General features: G+C 61.7%; 23 protein-coding genes. 7 read left to right on the top strand and 16 right to left on the bottom strand.

The annotated features are described in order from the left end of the window. Nucleotides 1-98: 98 nt before the first annotated feature. Both rsgA and BW978_RS23475 read left to right on the top strand, forming a co-directional pair. Nucleotides 99-1,121, top strand: a complete 1,023-nt coding sequence (rsgA, locus tag BW978_RS01410) for a ribosome small subunit-dependent GTPase A (RefSeq protein ID WP_076391547.1) — start codon at nt 99-101, stop codon at nt 1,119-1,121. Between the two features lie 152 nt (nt 1,122-1,273). Then, nucleotides 1,274-1,420, top strand: a complete 147-nt coding sequence (locus tag BW978_RS23475) for a hypothetical protein (RefSeq protein WP_175616834.1) — start codon at nt 1,274-1,276, stop codon at nt 1,418-1,420. Nucleotides 1,421-1,557: 137 nt separating this feature from the next. Here the strand turns inward: BW978_RS23475 and pheT are convergent, their stop codons facing one another. From pheT to infC, 10 genes are all read right to left on the bottom strand, one after another. Beyond that, nucleotides 1,558-3,981: a phenylalanine--tRNA ligase subunit beta gene (gene pheT, locus BW978_RS01405; RefSeq protein ID WP_076391545.1), complete on the bottom strand. Its 2,424-nt coding sequence runs from the start codon at nt 3,979-3,981 to the stop codon at nt 1,558-1,560. Beyond that, nucleotides 3,978-4,268, bottom strand: a complete 291-nt coding sequence (locus tag BW978_RS01400; RefSeq protein WP_083697462.1) for a DUF2442 domain-containing protein — start codon at nt 4,266-4,268, stop codon at nt 3,978-3,980. Before BW978_RS01400 ends, pheT begins: the two co-directional genes overlap by 4 nt. 83 nt (nt 4,269-4,351) lie before the next feature. After that, nucleotides 4,352-5,437, bottom strand: coding sequence for a phenylalanine--tRNA ligase subunit alpha (gene pheS, locus BW978_RS01395; protein WP_076391543.1), 1,086 nt, complete (start codon nt 5,435-5,437; stop codon nt 4,352-4,354). A gap of 127 nt (nt 5,438-5,564) precedes the next feature. Further along, a complete protein-coding gene (rplT, locus tag BW978_RS01390) occupies nt 5,565-5,969 on the bottom strand; it encodes a 50S ribosomal protein L20 (RefSeq protein WP_006725066.1) in 405 nt (134 codons plus the stop codon). Nucleotides 5,970-6,006: 37 nt separating this feature from the next. Continuing rightward, nucleotides 6,007-6,210 carry a 50S ribosomal protein L35 gene (rpmI, locus tag BW978_RS01385; protein WP_054151415.1) on the bottom strand — a complete coding sequence of 68 codons (204 nt, stop codon included), beginning with the start codon at nt 6,208-6,210 and terminating at the stop codon, nt 6,007-6,009. A 154-nt stretch (nt 6,211-6,364) separates the two neighbouring features. Beyond that, nucleotides 6,365-7,687, bottom strand: coding sequence for a sensor histidine kinase (locus tag BW978_RS01380; RefSeq protein ID WP_076391541.1), 1,323 nt, complete (start codon nt 7,685-7,687; stop codon nt 6,365-6,367). Continuing rightward, nucleotides 7,684-8,349: a response regulator transcription factor gene (locus BW978_RS01375; protein WP_054151413.1), complete on the bottom strand. Its 666-nt coding sequence runs from the start codon at nt 8,347-8,349 to the stop codon at nt 7,684-7,686. The genes BW978_RS01380 and BW978_RS01375 overlap by 4 nt, the downstream gene beginning before the upstream one ends. Before the next feature lie 3 nt (nt 8,350-8,352). Then, entirely contained in the window at nt 8,353-8,910 is a 558-nt protein-coding gene (locus BW978_RS01370) for a PepSY domain-containing protein (protein WP_076391539.1), read from the bottom strand. Nucleotides 8,911-9,057: 147 nt separating this feature from the next. Beyond that, a complete protein-coding gene (locus BW978_RS01365; protein WP_244551864.1) occupies nt 9,058-9,663 on the bottom strand; it encodes a hypothetical protein in 606 nt (201 codons plus the stop codon). A 175-nt stretch (nt 9,664-9,838) separates the two neighbouring features. After that, nucleotides 9,839-10,375, bottom strand: a complete 537-nt coding sequence (infC, locus tag BW978_RS01360) for a translation initiation factor IF-3 (RefSeq protein WP_040299623.1) — start codon at nt 10,373-10,375, stop codon at nt 9,839-9,841. 177 nt (nt 10,376-10,552) lie between these two features. On the opposite strand from infC, the gene BW978_RS01355 reads away from it, so the two are divergent. Next, nucleotides 10,553-11,347, top strand: coding sequence for an alpha/beta hydrolase (locus BW978_RS01355; protein WP_076391535.1), 795 nt, complete (start codon nt 10,553-10,555; stop codon nt 11,345-11,347). Between the two features lie 174 nt (nt 11,348-11,521). Further along, nucleotides 11,522-12,139 carry a transglutaminase-like cysteine peptidase gene (locus tag BW978_RS01350; RefSeq protein ID WP_076391533.1) on the top strand — a complete coding sequence of 206 codons (618 nt, stop codon included), beginning with the start codon at nt 11,522-11,524 and terminating at the stop codon, nt 12,137-12,139. Between the two features lie 6 nt (nt 12,140-12,145). Here the strand turns inward: BW978_RS01350 and BW978_RS01345 are convergent, their stop codons facing one another. Then, nucleotides 12,146-13,327, bottom strand: a complete 1,182-nt coding sequence (locus tag BW978_RS01345; protein WP_083697461.1) for an MFS transporter — start codon at nt 13,325-13,327, stop codon at nt 12,146-12,148. A gap of 77 nt (nt 13,328-13,404) precedes the next feature. Further along, nucleotides 13,405-14,388, bottom strand: a complete 984-nt coding sequence (mbfA, locus tag BW978_RS01340) for an iron exporter MbfA (protein WP_076391529.1) — start codon at nt 14,386-14,388, stop codon at nt 13,405-13,407. Between the two features lie 130 nt (nt 14,389-14,518). Here mbfA and BW978_RS01335 point away from each other — a divergent pair, with 130 nt between their 5' ends. From BW978_RS01335 to BW978_RS01325, 3 genes are all read left to right on the top strand, one after another. Beyond that, nucleotides 14,519-14,989, top strand: coding sequence for a group III truncated hemoglobin (locus tag BW978_RS01335; protein ID WP_076391527.1), 471 nt, complete (start codon nt 14,519-14,521; stop codon nt 14,987-14,989). 157 nt (nt 14,990-15,146) lie between these two features. Further along, the gene (locus tag BW978_RS01330) at nt 15,147-16,244 is read left to right on the top strand and encodes a TRAP transporter substrate-binding protein (protein WP_076391525.1); all 1,098 of its coding nucleotides are present in this window, start codon (nt 15,147-15,149) and stop codon (nt 16,242-16,244) included. A gap of 192 nt (nt 16,245-16,436) precedes the next feature. Further along, entirely contained in the window at nt 16,437-18,062 is a 1,626-nt protein-coding gene (locus tag BW978_RS01325; RefSeq protein WP_244551863.1) for an alpha/beta hydrolase, read from the top strand. Nucleotides 18,063-18,069: 7 nt separating this feature from the next. Here the strand turns inward: BW978_RS01325 and BW978_RS01320 are convergent, their stop codons facing one another. From BW978_RS01320 to BW978_RS01305, 4 genes are all read right to left on the bottom strand, one after another. Continuing rightward, entirely contained in the window at nt 18,070-19,098 is a 1,029-nt protein-coding gene (locus BW978_RS01320) for a histone deacetylase family protein (protein WP_076391521.1), read from the bottom strand. 138 nt (nt 19,099-19,236) lie between these two features. Next, nucleotides 19,237-19,578 (bottom strand): hypothetical protein, encoded by a 342-nt coding sequence (locus tag BW978_RS01315; protein WP_076391519.1) that lies wholly within the window; start codon nt 19,576-19,578, stop codon nt 19,237-19,239. A 148-nt stretch (nt 19,579-19,726) separates the two neighbouring features. Continuing rightward, entirely contained in the window at nt 19,727-20,251 is a 525-nt protein-coding gene (locus BW978_RS01310; RefSeq protein ID WP_076391517.1) for a GNAT family N-acetyltransferase, read from the bottom strand. 34 nt (nt 20,252-20,285) lie between these two features. Next, entirely contained in the window at nt 20,286-20,861 is a 576-nt protein-coding gene (locus BW978_RS01305; RefSeq protein WP_175616851.1) for a helix-turn-helix domain-containing protein, read from the bottom strand. Nucleotides 20,862-20,913 lie beyond the last annotated feature (52 nt).

Here is a 20,913-nt window from a genome sequence, read left to right as displayed (position 1 = left end):
CGCGTCAGCGAAGACTTTCTGCGCTATGAGAAGCGTCACCGTCTGATCTCAACGCTGAAAGTGCCCATGGCTTTACGTCTCACCCCGGTGATCCACCCTTGACCGGCCTCAACGATACCGCCGCGCTCGCGCGGCTCGGCTTCAACGCCTTCTTCGCTGAGCAGGTGACGGCTGATGAGGCCGAGCTCCTGGTGCGTCGCATCTCCTCGGTGCATCGCGACCGCCTGGAGGCGATCGATGCGACGGGGCCGGTGGAGATCGAGCTTCCGCCGAACAGCAATACCGCCGATTTTGCCGTGGGCGACTGGGTTCTTGCCGCACCATATACCGGGCTCTTCGTGCGCCGCCTGGATCGCCAGACCGTGCTGCAACGGCGAACCGAAGGCGCCTTCGGCCAGCAGCTCGCCGCCGCCAATGTCGATACGCTGTTCATCGTCACCTCCTGCAATGCCGATTTCAACGCCGCCCGGCTCGAACGTTACCTGGTTATGGCCAATGAAGCGGGCACGCGCCCTGTCATCGTGCTCACCAAGGCCGATACGGTCGACAATGCCTCCGTCTACGCAGACGAGGCACAAGGCCTGCAGCGCGATCTGCCTGTCGTCATCGTCAACGCCCGCTCGTCTGAAGCCATCGATCCCCTGATGCCCTGGTGCGGCCCCGGCCAGACGGTGGCACTCGTCGGCTCTTCCGGCGTCGGCAAGTCGACGCTGGTGAATACGCTCGCCGGCCACGGCGCCGAAACGGCGCAGAAGACCGGCGCGATCCGCGAACATGATGCCAAGGGGCGGCACACGACGACGGCCCGGTCCCTGCATGCGATCGCCAGCGGCGGCTGGGTGATCGATACGCCCGGCATTCGCACGCTCTATGTCAGCGACATCACCGACGGTATCGACACGCTGTTTGCCGAAATCACCGAGCTTGTGCCGCATTGCAAGTTTCGCGATTGCAGCCATTCGCACGAGAAGGGTTGCGCCGTGCAAGCGGCGATCAAGGAGGGCACGCTCGAGCCTGCCCGCCTCGACCGCTGGCGACAATTGCAGGCAGAGAACCGCGACCGCACGCCCGTTTATTCCGGGCCGAAGGGCAACAAGACGCTGCGCAAGAAGAAGTATTGAGCTTTCGATCGCCAATCCCTACATAGGGTTCATAGGCGACGCCCTTCGCACGCGTCGCATCCGCTCGCCATCGACGAGCTTTTCTTCCCCGTTTAGCGCGACATTCCAGGCTCCGGCATCCTGCCGGCGCATTTCCAGAATTGGAGACCAGCATGGCAGACGAAAACACCAAGGGCTATGAGCCCATTCCCTTTGCCAAGAAGCATCGCATCTCGGTCGAAGATGCCAAGGCGATCCTTGCCAAGCACGGCGACGACCGCAAGTCGGCCGACAAGGAAGGCCGTCGCGTCAGCCTCTAAGGCCTGATGACGAAGCCCGACCTTCCTGACGGTCCATGACCATCGGGTACACATCAAAGAGCCCTTTCCCTGACATGCAGGGAAAGGGCTTTTTCTTTGTCTCATCGCAAGCGGACCAGGTCCGCTCGCCAGTAAGATCAGGCGCGCAGCGTTCCGCCCGTCGACTTTTCGACATTGCCGACGATCTTCTTCGTCAGCGCATCGAAATCCTCGTCGGTCAGGGTCTTGTCGGTCGGCTGGATCAGAACCTCGATGGCCACCGACTTCCGGCCCTCGCCGACGGAAGCACCCTCGAAGATATCGAAGACATTGACGCCAGAGATCAGCTTGCGATCGGCGCTTGTCGCCGCCTTGATGATCGCGCCGGCTTCAACCGCCTTTTCGACCACGAAGGCGAAGTCGCGCTTCACCATCTGGAAGGCAGAGAGTTCCAGCGCCGGCTTGGTGCGGGTCGCCTTCTTCTTGGGCTCCGGCAGAGCATCGACATAGATCTCGAAGCCGCAGAGCGTGCCGGACACGTCCAGCGCTTCCAACGTCTTCGGGTGGAATTCACCGAAGGTACCGAGGATAACCTTGGGGCCGGCCTTGATCGTGCCCGAACGGCCGGGGTGATACCATTCTGGGCCACCCTGCTCGATCTGGACATTGCCCGTGGGAATGCCGCAGGCTTCAAGTACGGCCAGCGCATCGGCCTTGGCGTCGAAGACATCAACCGGCTTGCCGCCGCCCTTGGCCTGGTTCGACCACATGCGACCGGAACCTGCAATCGAGGCCGTGCCGCGGCGTACGCCACCGGCGACGCGACGCTGGGTTTCGGGCGCATCGCCCTCATAGGTGCCGGAAACTTCGAAGATCGCCACATCGCCAAAACCACGGTCGGCATTGCGCTGTGCAGCCGTCAGCAGACCCGGCAGCAGCGAGGGGCGCATGTCCGACATGTCGGCGGCGATCGGATTGACCAGCTTCAGCTTGTCGCTGCCGCCGCCGAAGAGTTTGGCGTGTTCGGCCGAAATGAAGGACCAAGTCACGGCTTCCAGCATGCCGCGCGAGGCAAGCGCCCGACGGGCAGACCGCGTGCGGATCTGCAACGTGGTCAGGATCTTGGCATTGACCGAACCGGTCGGCGGCAGAGGCTCCGGTTTGATGTTATCGACGCCATGCATGCGCATGACCTCTTCCACCAGATCCGCCTTGCCATCGACGTCAGGACGCCAGGACGGTAAGGAAACCTTGGCTGAGGTCTCGTCGCCGGACAGGATCTCGAAGCCGAGGGCGGTCAGGATCTGGCGCGACTCGTCGTTGGAGACGGTGAGACCGGTCAGGCGCTTCACTTCCGCATAAGGGAAGTCGACAACCTTCTTCTCATGGCCCTTGTAGCCCTCGACCTTCTTTTCGGCCGCGACACCCCCGCACATTTCGAGCACCAGCTCAGTGGTGCGCTCAAGGCCGGGCACCATGTATTCAGGATCGACGCCACGCTCGAAGCGGTAACGTGCGTCCGTAATGATGCCATGGGCACGGCCGGTCTTGGCAATGTTGATCGGATCCCACAGGGCCGACTCGATCAGCACATTGACGGTGTTCTCATCACAGCCCGAATGCTCGCCACCCATAATGCCGCCGATGGATTCCGGACCGTTGTCATCGGCGATGACAACGTTGTTCGGATTGAGCTTGTAGGTGCGGGTATCGAGCGCGAGGATTTCCTCGCCCTCCTTGGCCCGGCGTACGGTGAGCGCGCCCTTGACCTTGTCAGCGTCGAAGACATGCATCGGACGGCCCTGGTCGAAAGTCATGTAGTTGGTGACGTCGACGAGCGCCGAGATCGGGCGAAGTCCGATCGCGAGCAGGCGCTGCTGCATCCATTTCGGGCTCGGGCCGTTCTTCACGCCGCGCACCAGGCGATAGGCAAAGCCCGGGCAGAGATGATCTTCAAGCTCGAGCTTGACCTCGACCGGCGTCTCACCCTCGACCTTGAAGGCGGGCGCCTTCGGGGCCTTGAGCTTGCCCAAACCGGAGGCTGCGAGATCGCGGGCGATGCCGAAGACCGAGGTGCAGTCCGGACGGTTCGGCGTCAGGTTGATCTCGATGACCGGATCGTCGAGACCGGCATAAGACGCGAAGGAGGTGCCAACCGGCGCATCCTCGGGCAGATCGATGATGCCATTGTGGTCGTCGGAGATATTAAGCTCCTTTTCGGAGCACATCATGCCATGGCTTTCGACGCCACGGATCTTGCCGACGGCGAGCGTCACATCGATGCCCGGCACATAGGTACCCGGACGCGCGAGTGCACCAATCATGCCGGCGCGGGCATTTGGTGCACCACAGACGATCTGCACCGGCTTGCCGTCACCGGCATCGACCGAGAGCACCTTAAGACGATCGGCCTCGGGATGCTTTTCCGCCGTCAGGATCTTGGCGATGACGAAGGGCTTGTAGGCCGCCTTGTCATCGACATCCTCGACCTCAAGCCCGATCGCGGTCAGCCGCTCGCAGATCTCGTCGAGCGAGGCCTCGGTTTCCAGGTGATCCTTCAGCCAGGAGAGTGTGAATTTCATTGTCTCGTTCCCATCTGCATCTTGCCCGAAGCGTCTAGCGGTTGCGCGCCGGACGCCTGTTTGCCGAGGAGCATGCTGACCACCGTCACATCGAGATCGATATCGGGCCAGTGGATGCTCGACGGCATGAATTCCACGTTGTTCCGCTCCACCGGCATCGCCTCCTGAAGGGGCGGGTACCACCAGACCGGGACGCTGACGATACGACCGTCCGTCAGTTCCACATGCAGCAAGTCGTCATCGCACAGCAGATCGACCGGCCGCATGTTATCGAGATGTTCAATCACGTCGCATTGCTTTCATTCACAAGGATGGGGCAGCCTCCAACTGCCCCTCCATCTGGCCGTCGTGGCGGCCGGTTGTTCGCAGATCAGGTGCTCAAGCCGCCAAACAGCGTCGGTACATCCAGCGGGCGGAAGCCGTAATGGCTCATCCAACGGACATCGGCGTTGAAGAAGTCGCGCAGGTCCGGCATGCCGTATTTCAGCATGGCGATGCGGTCGAGGCCCATGCCCCAGGCGAAGCCCTGATACTCGTCGGGATCAAGGCCACCCGCGCGCAGCACGTTCGGGTGAACCATGCCGCAGCCGAGGATTTCCATCCAGTCCTTGCCCTCGCCGAACTTGACGATCGGGCCCGAGGAACGGTCGCACTGAATGTCGACCTCGAAGCTCGGCTCGGTGAAGGGGAAGAAGGACGGGCGGAAGCGCATGGTGACGCTGTCGACCTCGAAGAAAGCCTTGCAGAACTCTTCCAGGATCCAGCGCATGTTCGCGACATTGGCCGTCTTGTCGATGACAAGGCCTTCGACCTGGTGGAACATCGGCGAATGCGTCGCATCCGAGTCCTGGCGATAGGTCTTGCCCGGAATGACGATGCGGATCGGCGGCTTCTGCGCTTCCATGGTGCGGATCTGCACCGGGGAGGTGTGCGTGCGCAGCACCTTGCGCTCACCGTTCTCATCCGGTGAGAGGAAGAAGGTGTCGTGCATCTCGCGGGCCGGGTGACCTTCGGGGAAGTTCAGCGCCGTGAAGTTGTAGTAGTCGGTCTCGATATCGGGACCTTCGGCGATCGAGAAGCCCATGTCGGCGAAGATCGCGGTGATCTCGTCGACGATCTGGCTGATGGGGTGAATCCGACCCCGCTCGGCCGGCGAGGAGCGGACGGGAAGCGAGACATCGAGCGTCTCTGCCTTCAGGCGGGCGTTGATCGCCGCATCCTTCAGCGCTGCCTTGCGGGTGATGATTTCCTCGGTGATCTCGTTCTTCAGGGCGTTAATCGCGGCACCCCGCGTCTGGCGCTCTTCGGGGCTCATCGTGCCCAGCGTCTTCAGGAGCTCCGAAACGGACCCCTTCTTGCCCATGGCCGCCACGCGAATAGCCTCGATCGCCGGTTCGTCCGCGGCGGCGGCGATGTCGGCGAGTAGCTGCGTCTTCAAACTGTCGAGATCGGACATATTTCCGTTTCCTGCCCTTAATGTCGTGCCATGAATACCGTCACAGCCTAACGGTCAAAGAAAAACCCGCGCCAGCCGTACCAGCGCGGGTTTCCCAATACTTGAATTTCAGTCGGGAAGCGCTGGCTTACTTGACCGCGCTTTCAAACTCGTTGGCCGTGCCTGCGTCCTTGAGGTAGGCAAGAGCCTTCTTCGAGGCTTCTACGAGCTTCGCGAAAGCAGCTGGCTCATGGATGGCGAGGTCGGAGAGGACCTTGCGGTCGACTTCGATGCCAGCCTTGTTCAGACCGTCGATGAAGCGGCCGTAGGTCAGGCCGAATTCGCGGACGGCAGCGTTGATACGCTGGATCCACAGAGCGCGGAAGTTGCGCTTGTTGTTCTTGCGGTCGCGGTAAGCAAACTGCTTCGAACGATCAACGGCAGCCTTGGCGGCCCGGATCGTGTTCTTGCGGCGGCCGTAGAAGCCCTTGGCCTGCTTGAATACCTTGTTGTGCTTGGCGCGGGAAGTTACGCCACGTTTTACGCGTGCCATGTCATGATCTCCTTAATTGTCCAACAGCGAGCGGGTCTCAGAGACCGTTCGGCAGGTAGTTCTTGATAACCTTCTTGCCGTCAGGTTCAGCCAGAACCATCGTGCCGCGGGCATCGCGAATGAACTTGTTGGAACGCTTGATCATGCCGTGGCGCTTGCCAGCAGCGGCGGCGAGAACCTTGCCGGTCGCCGTGATCTTGAACCGCTTTTTGGCAGCAGATTTCGTCTTCATCTTGGGCATTTTGCTACTCCATTGTTCTTGTATCGAAACAGGCTGACGAATGCCCGTTTTCAAGCATAAAGAACGGCCACGGCATGCCCTGCCGGACCGTTCGGACGCGCGCTTATAACCGTAGACCTGGAAAAGCGCAACGGGTGGCGGCCGGAATCTTCGTCTACAGGCCTGCCGGTAACAGCAAGCTCACCCTGAGGCCACCCGTTCCACCACGCGAAAAGGCGATCGCACCGCCATAGGCGCTGAGAATATCCGAGGTGATCGCCAACCCGAGCCCCGTGCCCTCGCCCTCGACCAGATGCACGCCACGGGCGGCGATCTCCGGAAGGGCCGCCTCGGCGACACCCGGACCGTCATCCTCAACGTCGAGCCGGATGTATTTGCCGTCGCGCTCGGCGACCACAACGATCTCGGTCCTGGCAAAGTGTGTGGCGTTGTCGAGCACGTTACCGAGAGCCTCTGCCAAGTCGGCCGGATCCATGTCGACGGTCAGCTGATCATCGACACCGACCTTCCAGGCGACATCACGCACGGCCGTGACGGGGGCCAGAACCGAGATGAGCTTTCCGGTGAGCGACGCCAGGCCCGTTTGCGCCATCTGCTCGACGCCGAGCCTTGCAGATTGCAGTTGCCTGTCGGAGCGCTGCCGGATCAGATCGACCTGCTGGCGGATCATGCTGCGCTCTCGATCGGGCAGATTGTCTGCGAGCTGCAAGAGAACCGTGAGCGGCGTCTTGAGGCCATGGGCAAGGTCGCTTGCTCTCGCACGGGCGCGTTCGACGGCCGTTTCCCTCTCCTTCAGGAGACCGTTGAGCTCCGTGACCAGCGGACGAAGTTCGGTAGGCCCGGCATCGGGCAATTGGTCGGTCCGTCCGAAGCGCACGAGGGAGAGCCCCTTCTGCAGCCGCGACAGGGGTGCAAGACCAATGCCGATTTGCAGGAAGGCCGCGGCGAGCAGGACCGCAGCCGTCAACACCAGCATGATTGTCATGGCGCCATGGAATTCAGAGATGGCATCATCGATCATCTTGCGGTCGAAACCGGCAAGCAGCATCAGGGGGCGGTTGCCCTCCGGCGTTTCAAGCTCAACCTCGCGCAGCTGGACCAGAAGCGGCGCGCCATCCGGCCCCTCCCCCTGCTGGAAACCGTATGTGCCGTCGATCAGGGCCTCCGGCAGAAGCTCGACATCCCAGAGCGAGCGCGAACGGAAGACCTGGCCGCTTCCGGCGATCACTTCCCAGTAGAGGCCACTACCCGGCAACTCGAAGCGCGGATCGCTTGGTTCGTCTGTCATGCGCGCGATGCCGCCGGGAAATTCGACGCCGGCCGCCAGCTGATCGATAATCGCCGACATGTCGGCGCGATAGCGGTCGGCGACATAGTTGGAGAAGATCCGGCTCAGACCTGAGGCGACGAGGAGCAGAACGAAGGCAATCGCAAGAACGGCGCCGATGAAGAGACGCAGGCGCAGCGACTGGGTCATGCCTCCTCGCCTGAGAGCGTGTAGCCGAAACCCCGGCGGGTCGCGATCGCAGACGGATGGGTCTTGCGGCGGATGCGCGCGATCATTGCCTCAACGGCATTCTTCGCCTGCTCGTCGTCCCGCCCCTGAACCTGGCGAGCAATCTCGATCGGATCGAAGACCTTGTGCGGCTCGGCGATCAGCATGGAAAGCAGCCGGTATTCGAGCGGCGTAAGCTCAATCGGCCGGCTCTCGAAGGTCACGCGACGGGAGGTATCGTCGAGCACGAAACCTCCGGCTGATGCAGTCGCCTTTGCGCGGCCATGAACCCTTCTCAACAGAGCTTTCAGACGAGCGATGAGTTCCTCGCTACGGAATGGCTTGGGGAGATAGTCGTCAGCGCCAGCATCGAAGCCGTCGACCCGTTCCATCCAGGAGCCGCGTGCGGTCAGGACCAGGATCGGAACCTCGACACCGGCTCCGCGCCATCGCTTGAGGATGGACAGACCATCCATGCCGGGCAGACCAAGATCGAGGATGATCGCCTGATAGTCGCCCGTTTCGCCCTCGGCCCAGACATCGGGTCCATTGTTGAAATGCTCGATGATGAAGCCCTCCGCCTCCAACTTCGAGCGTGTATGGTCCGCAATGGTCTGGTCGTCCTCCGCGAGCAGAATGCGCATGTGTCACCATCCAAAGATATTGAGTTTGCGGCCGGTCGCCGCCTCGAACTTGAGTGTTCTGACACTCGAACCGCTCTGCACCTTCAGTGTGTAGAAGGGCTTTCGCGCCTGCATGTCGAGATCGACGGCGATCACCCGTCCACCGCCCTGCTCGTCGACCCGCTTCAGAATTTCGCGCAGCGGCAGGATTTCTCCACGCTTGACGGCTTCGCGCGCCTCTTTCTGGTCGCGCTCGCGCCTGGAGCTACCGGATCGGTCGTCGTCATCGTCATCGTCATTGTCCTTGTCGTCCTCTTCAGAGCCACGTCCCGAGCCGCTGCGGTCCTCCTGGCCACCCTTGTCGTCGTCCTTATCGTCGTCCTTGCCGCTGTCATCATCATCGTCGTCATCGTCGGAATCGGATCCTCCGCCGCTGCCGCTTCCGCTACTGTCGCCGCCGCGATCACCGCCGCCATCGCTACCACCATCATCCCCTCCGTCCTTTGCCCATGCCGATGACGTCGGGATGGCGCAGGCCAAGCCGATGCTCAGAAGGGCAAAAATGAAAAGACGACGATCCATACAGGCTCTGTTCGGGTTTTCCGGAGAGTAGCGCGGGCCAAGACTTGCGCCAACAGGAGAAAAGCTATCCCCGCCCGGTGGGGGCCGGGCGGGGCGAAACGGTGAGAGGGTGCCCGCGGCGGCTCGGGCTTCACCGCTTCGAACTGATCAGATTGCGGGGACCACGGTCACGCCAGACAGCGTGCCGCGTGGGGCCCGAAGCTTGATTTCCGTGTTGCCATGCTCCTCTTCGACCTCGAAGCGCAAACGCTTGCCATTCTGATCGACGGGTATCATGGAGCCGCTGAGCAGGCCCTGCAGCTGGGTGTTGTTGACGATCAGGCGGATCTCGTCGCGATCGCGATTGCCGCTCCGGCGGCTGCCGTCGTCGGCGCTGTCATCAAAACGATCATCGCTGTCGTCGTAGCCATCATCGTCATCGTCATCGCCGCTACGGTTGCGATCGCGGTCGCGGTCCCGATCACGGTCGCGGCCCGAGCTGTCGTCAGAGCTGTCGTCGTTGTCATCGGAACTGTCGCGGCCACTATCGTCCCTGCCGCTATCACCGCGGCCGCTGTCGTCGCTACCACTGTCATCGCTACCGCCACCGCTGTCATCACTGCCGCCATCATCATCACCGCCACGCGCTTCGGCCTGGCTGACGACGAGGGAGGCGAGGGGCGAGGGCGCGAACGAGGCGATCGCAGGGATCAGGGTGAGTGCGGCCAGTGTGGTCGTCGAGACCAGCAAGGTCCGGCGCAAAAAGCGGGTCATCGGGAATTCCTCCAGGTTTGCAATCGCTTTCGATGGAGGGAGCATGCATCAACTCTCCTGACAGAGCGGCCGCTGTGACGATCAGCGTTCTGTCAGACAAGGAACCGGCAAAAACCACGCATGAAAAAAGCCGCCCCGTAAGGCGGCTTCATCAGGTCCTGCCATGTGGCAGCACTCAACGCGGCGAGAGCACCATCATCATCTGGCGGCCTTCGAGCTTCGGCTCGGCTTCCACCTTGGCGATCGTGGCGGTGTCTTCCTTGACCTGAAGCAAAAGCTTCATGCCAAGTTCCTGGTGGGCCATTTCGCGGCCACGGAATTTCAGGGTCACCTTGACCTTGTCGCCCTCTTCGAAGAAGCGGTTCATCGCCTTCATCTTCACCTCATAGTCGTGGGTGTCGATGTTCGGGCGCATCTTGATTTCTTTGACCTCGACGATCTTCTGCTTCTTGCGCGCTTCGGCCGCCTTCTTCTGGTTGGCGTATTTCAGCTTGCCCAGGTCGAGGATCTTGCAGACCGGAGGCTCGGCATTCGGCGAAATCTCGACCAGATCCAGTCCGGCCTCTTCAGCCATGCGCAACGCCTGATCCGTCGCGATGACTCCGAGGTTCTCGCCCTCTTCGTTGATCAGCTGGACTTTCGGAATGCGGATTTCACGGTTGGAGCGCGGCCCGTCCTTTACGGGGGCATCGGTCTTGAACGGTCTGCGAATGGTCGTATTCTCCTCAAAACATTTCGGAATGTCGCAGCGTAAACCCGCGCGCATCCGCGTCAAAGGGCTATGTGATATCTGCGACGGCAGTGTCAATAGCATGCTTGCGAAAGAAAATCACCTGTTGTCGCGCACTTCCTGGATGTGTTTTACAGCATTCGACAAAAGGAGCACGCGATGACCGACACAGCCAACATCCTCAGACAGACGACACTGACCGTCGGTTCCGGCGATGCAGCCCGCGACATTGCGGTCATCACCCGCATCGGAACCGGCCCGGAACGGCCGGCCCTGGTCTGGCTCGGCGGCTACCGCTCCGATATGGCCGGCACCAAGGCAATCGAGATGGACGCTCTCGCCCGAGATCAGGGGCTCACCGCCATCCGCTTCGACTATTCCGGCCACGGGGTATCCGGCGGCGATTTCCGCTTGGGAACCATTTCGCGCTGGACCGAGGAAGCGCTTGCCGTTCTTGCTTCGTCGGGCGTGAAGAAGGCCGTGCTGATCGGCTCCTCCATGGGCGGATGGATTGCACTTCGCGTCATCCAGGAGGCCAGGCGCCTTGGCCTGCCCTTCTCGATCGACGGCCTCGTGCTGATTGCGCCGGCACCCGACTTCACAGCGGAACTCATCGAGCCCGGCCTGACTGCGGCAGAGCGGCAATCCCTGGCCGAGCGCGGCTATTTTGAAGAACCATCCGAGTATAGTTCGGAGCCCAACATCTTTACCCGCGCCCTGATGGATGACGGAGCCCAGAACCGGGTGCTGATCGGGCTTATCGAGACCGGTTGCCCGGTCCATATCCTGCAGGGTATGAAGGACCCGGATGTGCCATATCAGCACGCCCTGAAGCTGATGGAATTCCTGCCGCTCGACGACGTGGTGCTGACGCTGATTCGCGATGGCGACCATCGGCTTTCCCGCCCAGAAGACATCGCCAAGATGAAATCGGCGATACTTTCAATGATCTGAGTATTTCGATCCCTTTATTTTTTCTCGATCTTGGGAACCGATTCTCATTTCGGCCGTTCGAACTGTCGCATTTTAACCATACCGGATGAATTGCGCGGGAGAGAGCCTCCCGCGCCGTTGACTCACGTCCTTTCGCAATCTTAACCTTTTGTTAAGGATACAGGGGACGTGTTCATGACGAACGGCTCGCGCGCCATCAAGGCGCTGATCATTGCAGTTGCGGTGCTCGCACCTGCCCATGCGGGTCTTTCGGCACCGCAGACATTGCGATCGATGATCACCGGCGCCGTGACATCCCAGCCCATTGGCCATTACGAATTCTGCAAGGCCCTGCCCGATGAATGCAGCATCCGGACCCGCCCTTCGGTGCCACCTAAGGTCACCGATCACGGCTGGAGCGTCATCCGCGACATCAATGCCAGCGTCAATCACGCCATTGTCCCCATGACGGATATGGAGATCTACGGCCGCGAGGAAGTCTGGGCCTATCCGGTCGATCTCGGCGATTGCGAGGATTTCGTGCTGTTGAAGCGCAAGAAGCTGATGGAAGCCGGCTTCAATGCAGCCGATCTCCTGATCACCGTTGTGCGCAAACCGGATGGCGAAGGCCATGCGGTGCTGACGGTTCGCACCCAGTCCGGTGACTTCGTGCTCGACAACCTCAACGACGACGTCAAGCTCTGGACCGAGACCCGCTATGCCTTCCTCAAGCGCCAGTCCTCGACCGACACCGGCCGCTGGGTCACCATCGAGAACGGCACCTCCGACGTTCTGGTCGGCGCGCTGCAGTAAAATCGGTCAGCTTCGTCTCTCGCGCGTCAGCGCGAGGGTCGCGATCACGGCAAGGCAGGCCATGCCGGCCAATGCTGCCAGCGCGACACTGGTGCTCACCGTCTCGTTCAGCCAGATCACCGACACAGGCGCAATCGCCGAAGCGATGATGCGGGCCGATGCCAGTGTGCCCATGGTCCGCCCATAGCCCGCAGCGCCGAAGTAGTGCAGCGGCAGGACGCCGCGGACGATCGAGGTGAGCCCCTGCCCTACCCCGTAGAAGATCGCAAAGGCGATGGCGAAGGCCGCCATCGGCTGGAGCAGTGCGCCCGCAAGGATCGCAAGGCTCAGCGCCATGGCCAATGCCGCAATAATCGCGGTCAGCGGCGGCGAGAAGAGGTTGCGCCTGACATATTCGATCAGTCTGGCAGCCACCTGGCTTGGACCGATCAGACTGCCGGCAAGCGTTGCCATTGCCGTGGCATAGCCGAGGTCGCGCATCAGCACGAGAAGCGTCGCCCCCACCGCCGACATGACGAAACCTCCGGCGGCAAAGGCCGTCGCCATGAGGATCATCCGGCGTTTGCGCTCGCCGTCGAGAACAGGCTCACCGATCGATTGCTCTTCACGGACGGTCGACTCCGGCTCGATCATCCGTGCCCTTGGCAGGGCCAGATGGATCGGCAGCGCGATCAGGAGGTTCATCGCGGCCATCACCAGGTAGATGTCGCGCCAGGTCATGACGGTGAGCAGCCATTGCAGGAGCGGCCAGAAAACGGTGGAGGCAAAGCCCGCGATCAGCGTCACCAGCGTGATATGTGCGCGCGCCTCGCGGCCATGGCTCTGAGCGAGTGCTGCAAAGCCCGCATCGTATTGTACCGCAAGCGCGATGAATTCGGCGACGAGCGTGATCGCCGCAAACTGCCAGGCGTTCTGCATCACCGAAAACAGCGCGAGCGAAAGTGCTGCTGCGACGGAACCGAGACAAAGGATGAGGCGTGCACCGTATCGATCGACCAAGCGCCCGAGCACGGGGGCTGCCACCGCGCCTGCAAGCAATCCGAAAGAGAAGACGCCGAAGACGAAGCTCTGGCCCCAGCCGAATTCGCGCGCGATTTCAGGCGCCAGCACGGAGAAGGAATAATAGAGCGTGCCGTAACCGATGGTCATGGTAACGCCCAGACCAATGGTGGCGGGAGAGGCTTTCATGGGTGCGCCATACTGCGATTCGATGATCGTCAGATGACAGCGCCGGACGAGCCTCCGTCAAGCCTCGCCCTTGCCGCCTACCCCTGACCGATCAGCACCCCGGCCGCCAGCACCAGCGAGCCGCCGAGCACCACCTGCATGGCGGCGCGCCAGAACGGCGTTTCCATGTAGCGGTTCTGGATGAAGGCGATCGCCCAGAGCTCGAAGAAGACGATGACGATGGCGGTGATCGTCGCGGTCCAGAAATGCGGGATGAGATAGGGCAATGCGTGGCCGAGCCCGCCGAGCGTCGTCATGATGCCGGAGGCGAGGCCACGCTTGAGCGGCGAGCCGCGGCCCGAGAGCTTGCCGTCGTCGTGGGCGGCTTCGGTGAAGCCCATCGAAATGCCCGCACCGACCGAGGCAGACAGGCCGATCAGGAAGGTCGACCAGGTGTCGCCGGTCGCAAAGGCGGCCGCAAAGATCGGCGCCAGCGTCGAGACCGAGCCGTCCATCAGGCCTGCGAGGCCGGGCTGTACATAGGTCAGAATGAACTGGCGCTTCTTCGTTTCATCTTCCGTCTCGCGTGCATCCTCCGGCAGATGCCGGTCGCCGAGCATGGTCGCGATTTCTTCATGGCCCTGTTCGGCCATGGCGAGATCGCCGAGCAGCTTCCGGATGCCGGCGTCGGAAGTGTGCTGGGCGGCCTCGTGATAGAAGCGATAGGCCCCCTCTTCCATCTGCATGGCCTCTTCGCGGACCTGGTCCAGCGTCAGGTTCTTCCTGAGCCAGTCCGGTTTACGATCATAGAAGCCGCGCACATGTTCGCGCCGGATCAGCGGGATGCGCTCGCCGAAACGGTCCCGATGCATCTCGATCAGCATGTTGCGGTGGGTATGCTCGACCTCGGCCATGTCCTCGAAAACCTTGGCAGATTGCGGATAGGCCGCTCGCAACTGGTCGGCGTAAGCCAGGTAGATGCGGGCGTCGTCCTCTTCGGAGGAAATGGCAAGCGCTAGGATCTCCTGTTCGGAGAGTGTGTCGAAGGGGCGCTTGCCGCCCCGGAATGAAATGCTGAACATAACGACCACCAACCAAATTAGAATAATTCTAAACTTAGGGCAGATTTCGACTTGTATCAAGATGCCGCATGGACCATTTGCATGACGAGGTGCATCAGCCTCGCGACAGACATCAGCAACGAGAGACACCATGAACACGGATCTCAACGGCCGTGCCGCACACCGCGCCGAGATTACCGCCCGCGCCGAAGCCCAGATGGCGGCGATGGGTGTCGATGCGGCCTTCATCGAGCAACTGGTGGAAACCTTCTACGGCCATATTCGCCAGCATCCGGATCTCGGTCCTGTCTTTGAAGGGCGACTTGCCGGACGCTGGCCGGACCATATGGTCAAGATGAAGGCCTTCTGGAGCTCCGTCGCCTTCAAGACAGGCGCCTATGGCGGCAAGCCGGTGATGGCTCACCAGAATGTCGACGGCATGGCGGAACACCTTTTCCTACAATGGCTGCAGCTCTTCTCCGACACCCTCGTCGAAATCGGTGCCTCGGAAGAAGCCCATGGCTGGTTCATGGCCAGCGCCGAGCGGATCGCCAAGAGCCTGGTGCTGTCCCTCTTCTACAATCCAGCCTTCGACGACCCGCGGATGCGCAACCCGTCCTGACAGTTCCTTGCGCGGAACACTATCCCCACGAAAGAAAACGCAAATTTGGTCGGGTTGCCGGACAATTTCCTGAGCTTTTGATCTTGCACTGACCGTCATGCCCGACTAGACCCACCGCGGGAGCTGGAGGAGTGCGTATTATCAGAGGCAAGAGATCATGAACCGCCGTCAATTTTTCAAGCAGGCCAGTGTCGCCGGCATCGGTGCCGCCGCGCTTGCCGCCCCCGCGATTGCCCAGGAAAATCCGAAGATCACCTGGCGCCTCGCCTCGTCCTTCCCGAAGAGCCTCGACATCATCTTCGGGGCCGCCACCGACATCGCCGAGAGCGTCTCGAAGGCCACCGACGGACAGTTCGAAATCCAGGTCTTCGCTGCCGGCGAGATCGTGCCGCCGCTTCAGGTTGCCGATGCCGTCACCGCCGACACGGTCGAGATGGGCCACACCTGCTGCTACTATTACATCGGCAAGGATCCGGCCTTTGCGCTCGGCACGGCGATCCCCTTCGGTCTCAATGCCCGAATGACCAATTCGTGGTTCACCGCCGGCGGCGGCAACGAGCTGCTCAACGAGTTCCTCGCAAGCCACAAGATCTATGCGCTGCCGGCCGGCAATACCGGCGCCCAGATGGGCGGCTGGTACCGCAAGGAAATCAAGACGATCGACGACCTTAAGGGTCTGAAGATGCGGATCGCGGGCCTTGCCGGCGAGATCATGGCCAAGGTCGGCGTCACGCCGCAGCAGATCGCCGGCTCGGACGTCTATCCGGCGCTCGAAAAGGGCACGATCGACGCCACCGAATTCGTCGGTCCCTATGACGATCTGAAGCTCGGCTTCTACAAGGTCGCGCCTTACTACTACTACCCGGCCTGGTGGGAAGGCGGCCCGACCGTGCATGCCTTCTTCAACCTCGACAAGTTCAATGGACTGCCGGAAAACTACAAGCGCATCCTGACGGACGCCTGCGCTGCGGCCAATGCCCGGATGCTCGCCCGCTACGACGCCTCGAACGCAGCAGCCCTTCGCGAACTCGTCGCCGGCGGCGCACAGCTGCGCGCCTTCTCGTCGGATATCCTCGACACCTGCCACAAGGCGGCGAAGGAAACCTATACGGATCTCTCGGCAAAGAATGAGTGGTTCAAGAAGCTCTTCGACAGCCAGCAGGCCTTCAAGCAGGACGCCTATCTCTGGGCTCAGATCGCCGAATACAGCTTCGATACCTACCAGATGATCCAGCAGCGCCAGGGCACGCTCTGATCAAGGCATCATCGTTCGACAACGACAAACCCGGCTTCCAGGCCGGGTTTGTCTGCTTTTGCCGCAGGGTGGCATCATGCCCTTCAAAAGGCAGGACAAAACGACTAAGCTCGCGGCAGAACGGAACAGGAGCCGCAACGGCTCCAACTGCATGAAGCGGGAGACAGTGCACTGTCGGTCATTGTCAGGGTCTTGATCGGCAAGCTTTCCCTGTCGGGCGTCGTTCTCGCGATCGCCTTCTTCTGTGCATCGCTCACACCCAGCCTCATGCCGCGCGAAGCCCTGGTGCAGGGCTCGCTGTCCGGCATCGCGTCAGCTGTAGGCTATTTCTTCGGCGTTCTCTTGAGCTGTGTCTGGCGGCTTTTCGAGTTGCCCGAACCCCGGCTGCGTCGGGACAAGGCGCTTTTCTGGATAGCGGCATTTGGTGTGTCCGCAATGGCCGTGGCGCTCTGGCGCTCCGCGGTCTGGCAGGAATCAGCGCGCGCGCTCTGGCAGATGGCCCCTCTCGACGTGTCATATCTCGAGGCGGTGCTGGTGGCGGCAGCCCTATTCCTTGGCCTGCTATGGATCGCCCGTCTTTTCATGATGCTGTTCAGGAGGCTGGCGGCACGCATGGCCACCATTTTCCCGGCACGCTTCGCCACCGCGATCGGTTTCGTCATCGCCGCCTTCATCTTCTGGTCGATCGGCGAAAACGTGGTTCTTCGCGGCGCAATCCGGCTTGCCGATTCCTCCTTCCAGCAATTGGACGATCTGATGGAGGACGAATTCGCCGCGCCGACGTCCTCGGCAAAGACCGGCGGACCGGGTTCGCGTCTCGAGTGGCATGGTCTGGGCCGCCAGGGTCGTCATTACATCGCGTCCGGCCCAACGCGCGACGATATCGAGCAATTCTGGGGAGAGCCGGCGCTGGAGCCGATCCGCGTCTATGCGGGCCTCAACAATGGAGAAAACATCGAGACGCGCGTCGCACGCGCGCTCGAGGAACTGATCCGGCAGGGCGGTTTCGAACGCTCGACGCTGGTGATCAAGGCCCCGACCGGCACCGGCTGGATCGACCCTGCGGCGGCAGACACGCTCGATTTTCTGCTCCGCGGCGATGTCGCAAGCGTCGCCCTGCAATACTCCTATCTGACCAGTTGGCTCTCGCTGTTGGTCGAGCCGGAATATGGCTCGGAGTCGGCCAAGGCGTTGTTTCGCGCCGTCTATCGTCACTGGAAGCAGTTGCCGCCCAATGAACGTCCCCGGCTGGTGCTCTATGGCTTGAGCCTCGGAGCGCTCAACTCGCAGAGCTCCGTCGACCTTCTCGAAATCGTCGCCGATCCCTTCTATGGCGCATTGTGGGTCGGGCCGCCGTTTCAGAGCAGGATGTGGAGCGAACTCACCGCGGGACGGGAAGCGGGCTCGCCTGCCTGGCTGCCCCGCTACGGCGACGGCTCGATCGTGCGCTTCACCAATCAGCAGTCCGACCTCAATTCACCCTATGCCGAATGGGGGGCACTGCGGATCGTCTACCTGCAATATGCCAGCGACGCCGTGGTGTTTTTCGACCCCCGTTCGGCCTATCGGTCTCCCGCCTGGCTCTCGGGCACACGGGGGCCGGATGTCTCTCCCGAACTCACCTGGTATCCCGTGCTCACCATGCTGCAACTCCTGTTCGACATGATGATCGCGACGACGAGCCCGGTCGGCTACGGGCATGTCTATGCGCCGCAGCATCATATCGATCCCTGGATCGCCGTGACCGGGATTGAAATCGACCCGGCCGACGTGGCGCGGCTGAAACGCCACTTCACCGAAGTCGCCAAGACCTATTGAGGCGCCTTCAGCCCTCAAGCCCTTTGAGCACATTGGCGACGTTGAGGCCGATTTCCGGCACGCCGTAGCCGCCTTCCATGAGGGTCAGGACGGGCACGCCGCTCGCCGCAATCATCTCGCCCATCTTGATGTAATCAGGGCTCTTCAGCTTGAAGAAGCTGATCGGGTCCTTCTCGAAGGTGTCGACGCCGAGCGAAACGACGATCGCTTCCGCGCCATAGGCCTTGATCTTCTTCAGACTGTCTTCGAGGGCTGCGGACCAGATCTCGAAGGGCGTACCTGATGGCATCGGATAGTTGGCGTTCAGTCCCTCGCCGTCGCCCTCACCGGTTTCGTCGGCATAACCGAGGAAGAAGGGGAAGGCGTCTTCCGGCTCGCCATGCAGCGAGGCAAAGAAGATGTCGCCGCGGCGATAGGTGATGTCCTGCGTACCATTGCCATGGTGGAAGTCGACGTCGAGGATCGCGACTTTCTTGGCGCCGTGGTCGATCAACCGCTGGGCGGCGACCGCAGCGTTGTTGATGAAGCAATAGCCGCCGAAGAGATCGATGCCGGCATGGTGGCCCGGCGGGCGGCAGAGCGAGAAGGCGAAGCGGTTGCCTTCGTTCAGCCAGTCGGCGCCCGACAGGGCCACGTCCATCGAAGCGATGGCCGCCTCATAGGTGCCCTTCGAAATCGAGGTTTCCGCCGAATTCGTATAGTAGCCGACGGCACCATCGATGTTCTTCGGCACGCGACCGGTCTGGCTGCGGCGGCAGGGGAAGGAGGTGGCGATCGCTTCGCCCTCGAAGCCATGCGCCTGCCAGCGGTCCCAGCAGGTGCGCAGGAATTCGAGATAGCCGGCGTCATGTACCTTGAGCGCGGTCTCCAGTCCGTGTTCGGCCGGCGCGCGTACATCGGTGAAGCCCGCCTCCTTGACGCCCGAAAGCACCCATTCAGCACGGAACGGCCCCTCGAAGGGCTTGACCAGCAAGCCGCCATGCAGCTCGGTCTTGGCATCTCGCAGCTTGTGCTTTTCGGAATAGAATACGCGCATGTCGGTTGTTTTCCCTCTGGTGTTTTGGAGAGAAAATTAGCCTCGTCACGGCCTCAGCCACAAGTGCAAAGGGGGCGATTTTCCTGGTCAATCGACCAAAAAAATCGCCCCCGCCCCTCGGCCCCCGCCGATCCGATGTTACTCGGTCAGGTTAATCTGCTCGGTCTCGCCACCGGTGCAGGTATAGCAGCAGTTCTCGCAATTCTCGGCATTGTCAGGACCGACGCCCCAATAGCTCTGCTTGTCGCCCGAAATCCAGGCGCCGTAGCAGATCGTCTCGCCTTCTTCGCAAGAGAGAGGGATCTCCTTGGTCTCGCCGTCATCGAGATAAAAGACCTGGTTGTCGCCAGGCCAGATATGGTCGCGATCCTGGCTGTAGAGTTCGACCTCGACGGCATTCGGATGATCGTTGCGCATGAAGAAGGTCACGTCCGCGGCCAGTGCGGGCGCCGCCACGGCGACAGCCAGCGCCAAACCCATCCCTCTCAAAGTTGCTTTTGCAACCATCTGAAGTCCACCCCCCGGAAATATGGAAACGGATGGACGATAAGCAGATGCGTTGACCGCTGAAAAGGGCGAAGCTCAGACGTTTTTTGGGCTCAATCACAAGAATGTGACGGAGATGCTATCAGGCCACAGTTTTCCAGAAGATCACCGTGTCGCAGTAGCGCCCATCCGGAAACAGCGCGTAGTTCGGAATGATGCCTGAACGCTGCCAGCCGAGCTCTTCATAGAGCGCCTCGGCAAGCTCGCCTGCTGCCGTGTCGAGCACCAGCAACGTGCGTCCAGCATGCGCGGCCCCCTGTTCGGCGGCCGCCATCAGCGCCTTCGACAGGCCAAGACCACGGGCATCGCGATGGACGAGCAGCTTCATCAGGTCCCCGCGGTGCGGCTGGTTGGGCTTCGAGGCAAAGCCGACCTGAACCGTGCCGACCAGACGATCGCCGAGAAAGGCGCCGTAGAGCAGGACTTCGCCGCGCCCGACCGCCTCGGCCACGCCTTGCCAGAAGATTTCACCATCAGCGGGCGCAAACGGCGACATGAAGCCGAGCGAGGCGCCACCTTCGACGCAATCGGAAAGCGTCTCGCAGAGGTCGGGCAAGGCGCCAAGCGTATCGTCTTTGGAAAGCGGGCGGATGTCGGGCGTGGGCATGGGGTCAAGTCCTATCGTCGGATGTGGGAGATGGTCAGGGGCCGAGGGAAATCACCACGGCATAGCGGGCGGGTTTGTCGGTCGGGTTCTTGTAGCCGTGCACGTCGCCGACGTTCATGAACAGGCAGTCGCCCGCCTCCAGACGATGCACTGTGTCGCCAACCAAGAGTTCGATCACGCCCTCAAAGACCCAGACATGCTGGGTCTGGCTGCGGCCTGTCGGGCGCCCGGGAAAGCGCACCTCGGCACCGGCCGGAAACTCGACCTCAACGATATCGGTGCCGCTGCCTGTGCCCTGAGGCGAGACGGCACGGCGCAGATAGCCGCTTTCCGGATCGCGCCAGACCGGCTGATCGACCCGTCGAGCAAGCGGCGACGGCTCGGTTTCAGCGCTGGCAAAGAAGACAGACAGCGAAACACCGAGCGCCGAGCAGAGCCGCGCCAGAAGCGCTGCCGTCGGGCTTGCCTCTGATCGCTCGATGCGCGAGATCATTGCACGGCTGACACCTGAAAGGTCCGCCAACTGGTCGAGTGTCAGCCCCCGCTCGACGCGCAGGCGCTTCAGCCTTTCGGCGACATGTTTCTCGAATTGATCCTCTGATTCCATTATCTGAGAATTTCACGCGCAGATATTGGAGTCAAGCTTTCATGCCCGCCCTCTT

Source organism: Rhizobium sp. RU33A (assembly GCF_900156055.1).
GTDB lineage: Bacteria > Pseudomonadota > Alphaproteobacteria > Rhizobiales > Rhizobiaceae > Allorhizobium.
Note: the sequence above shows the minus strand (reverse complement) of the source record. Positions and strands in the feature narration are given on the sequence as shown.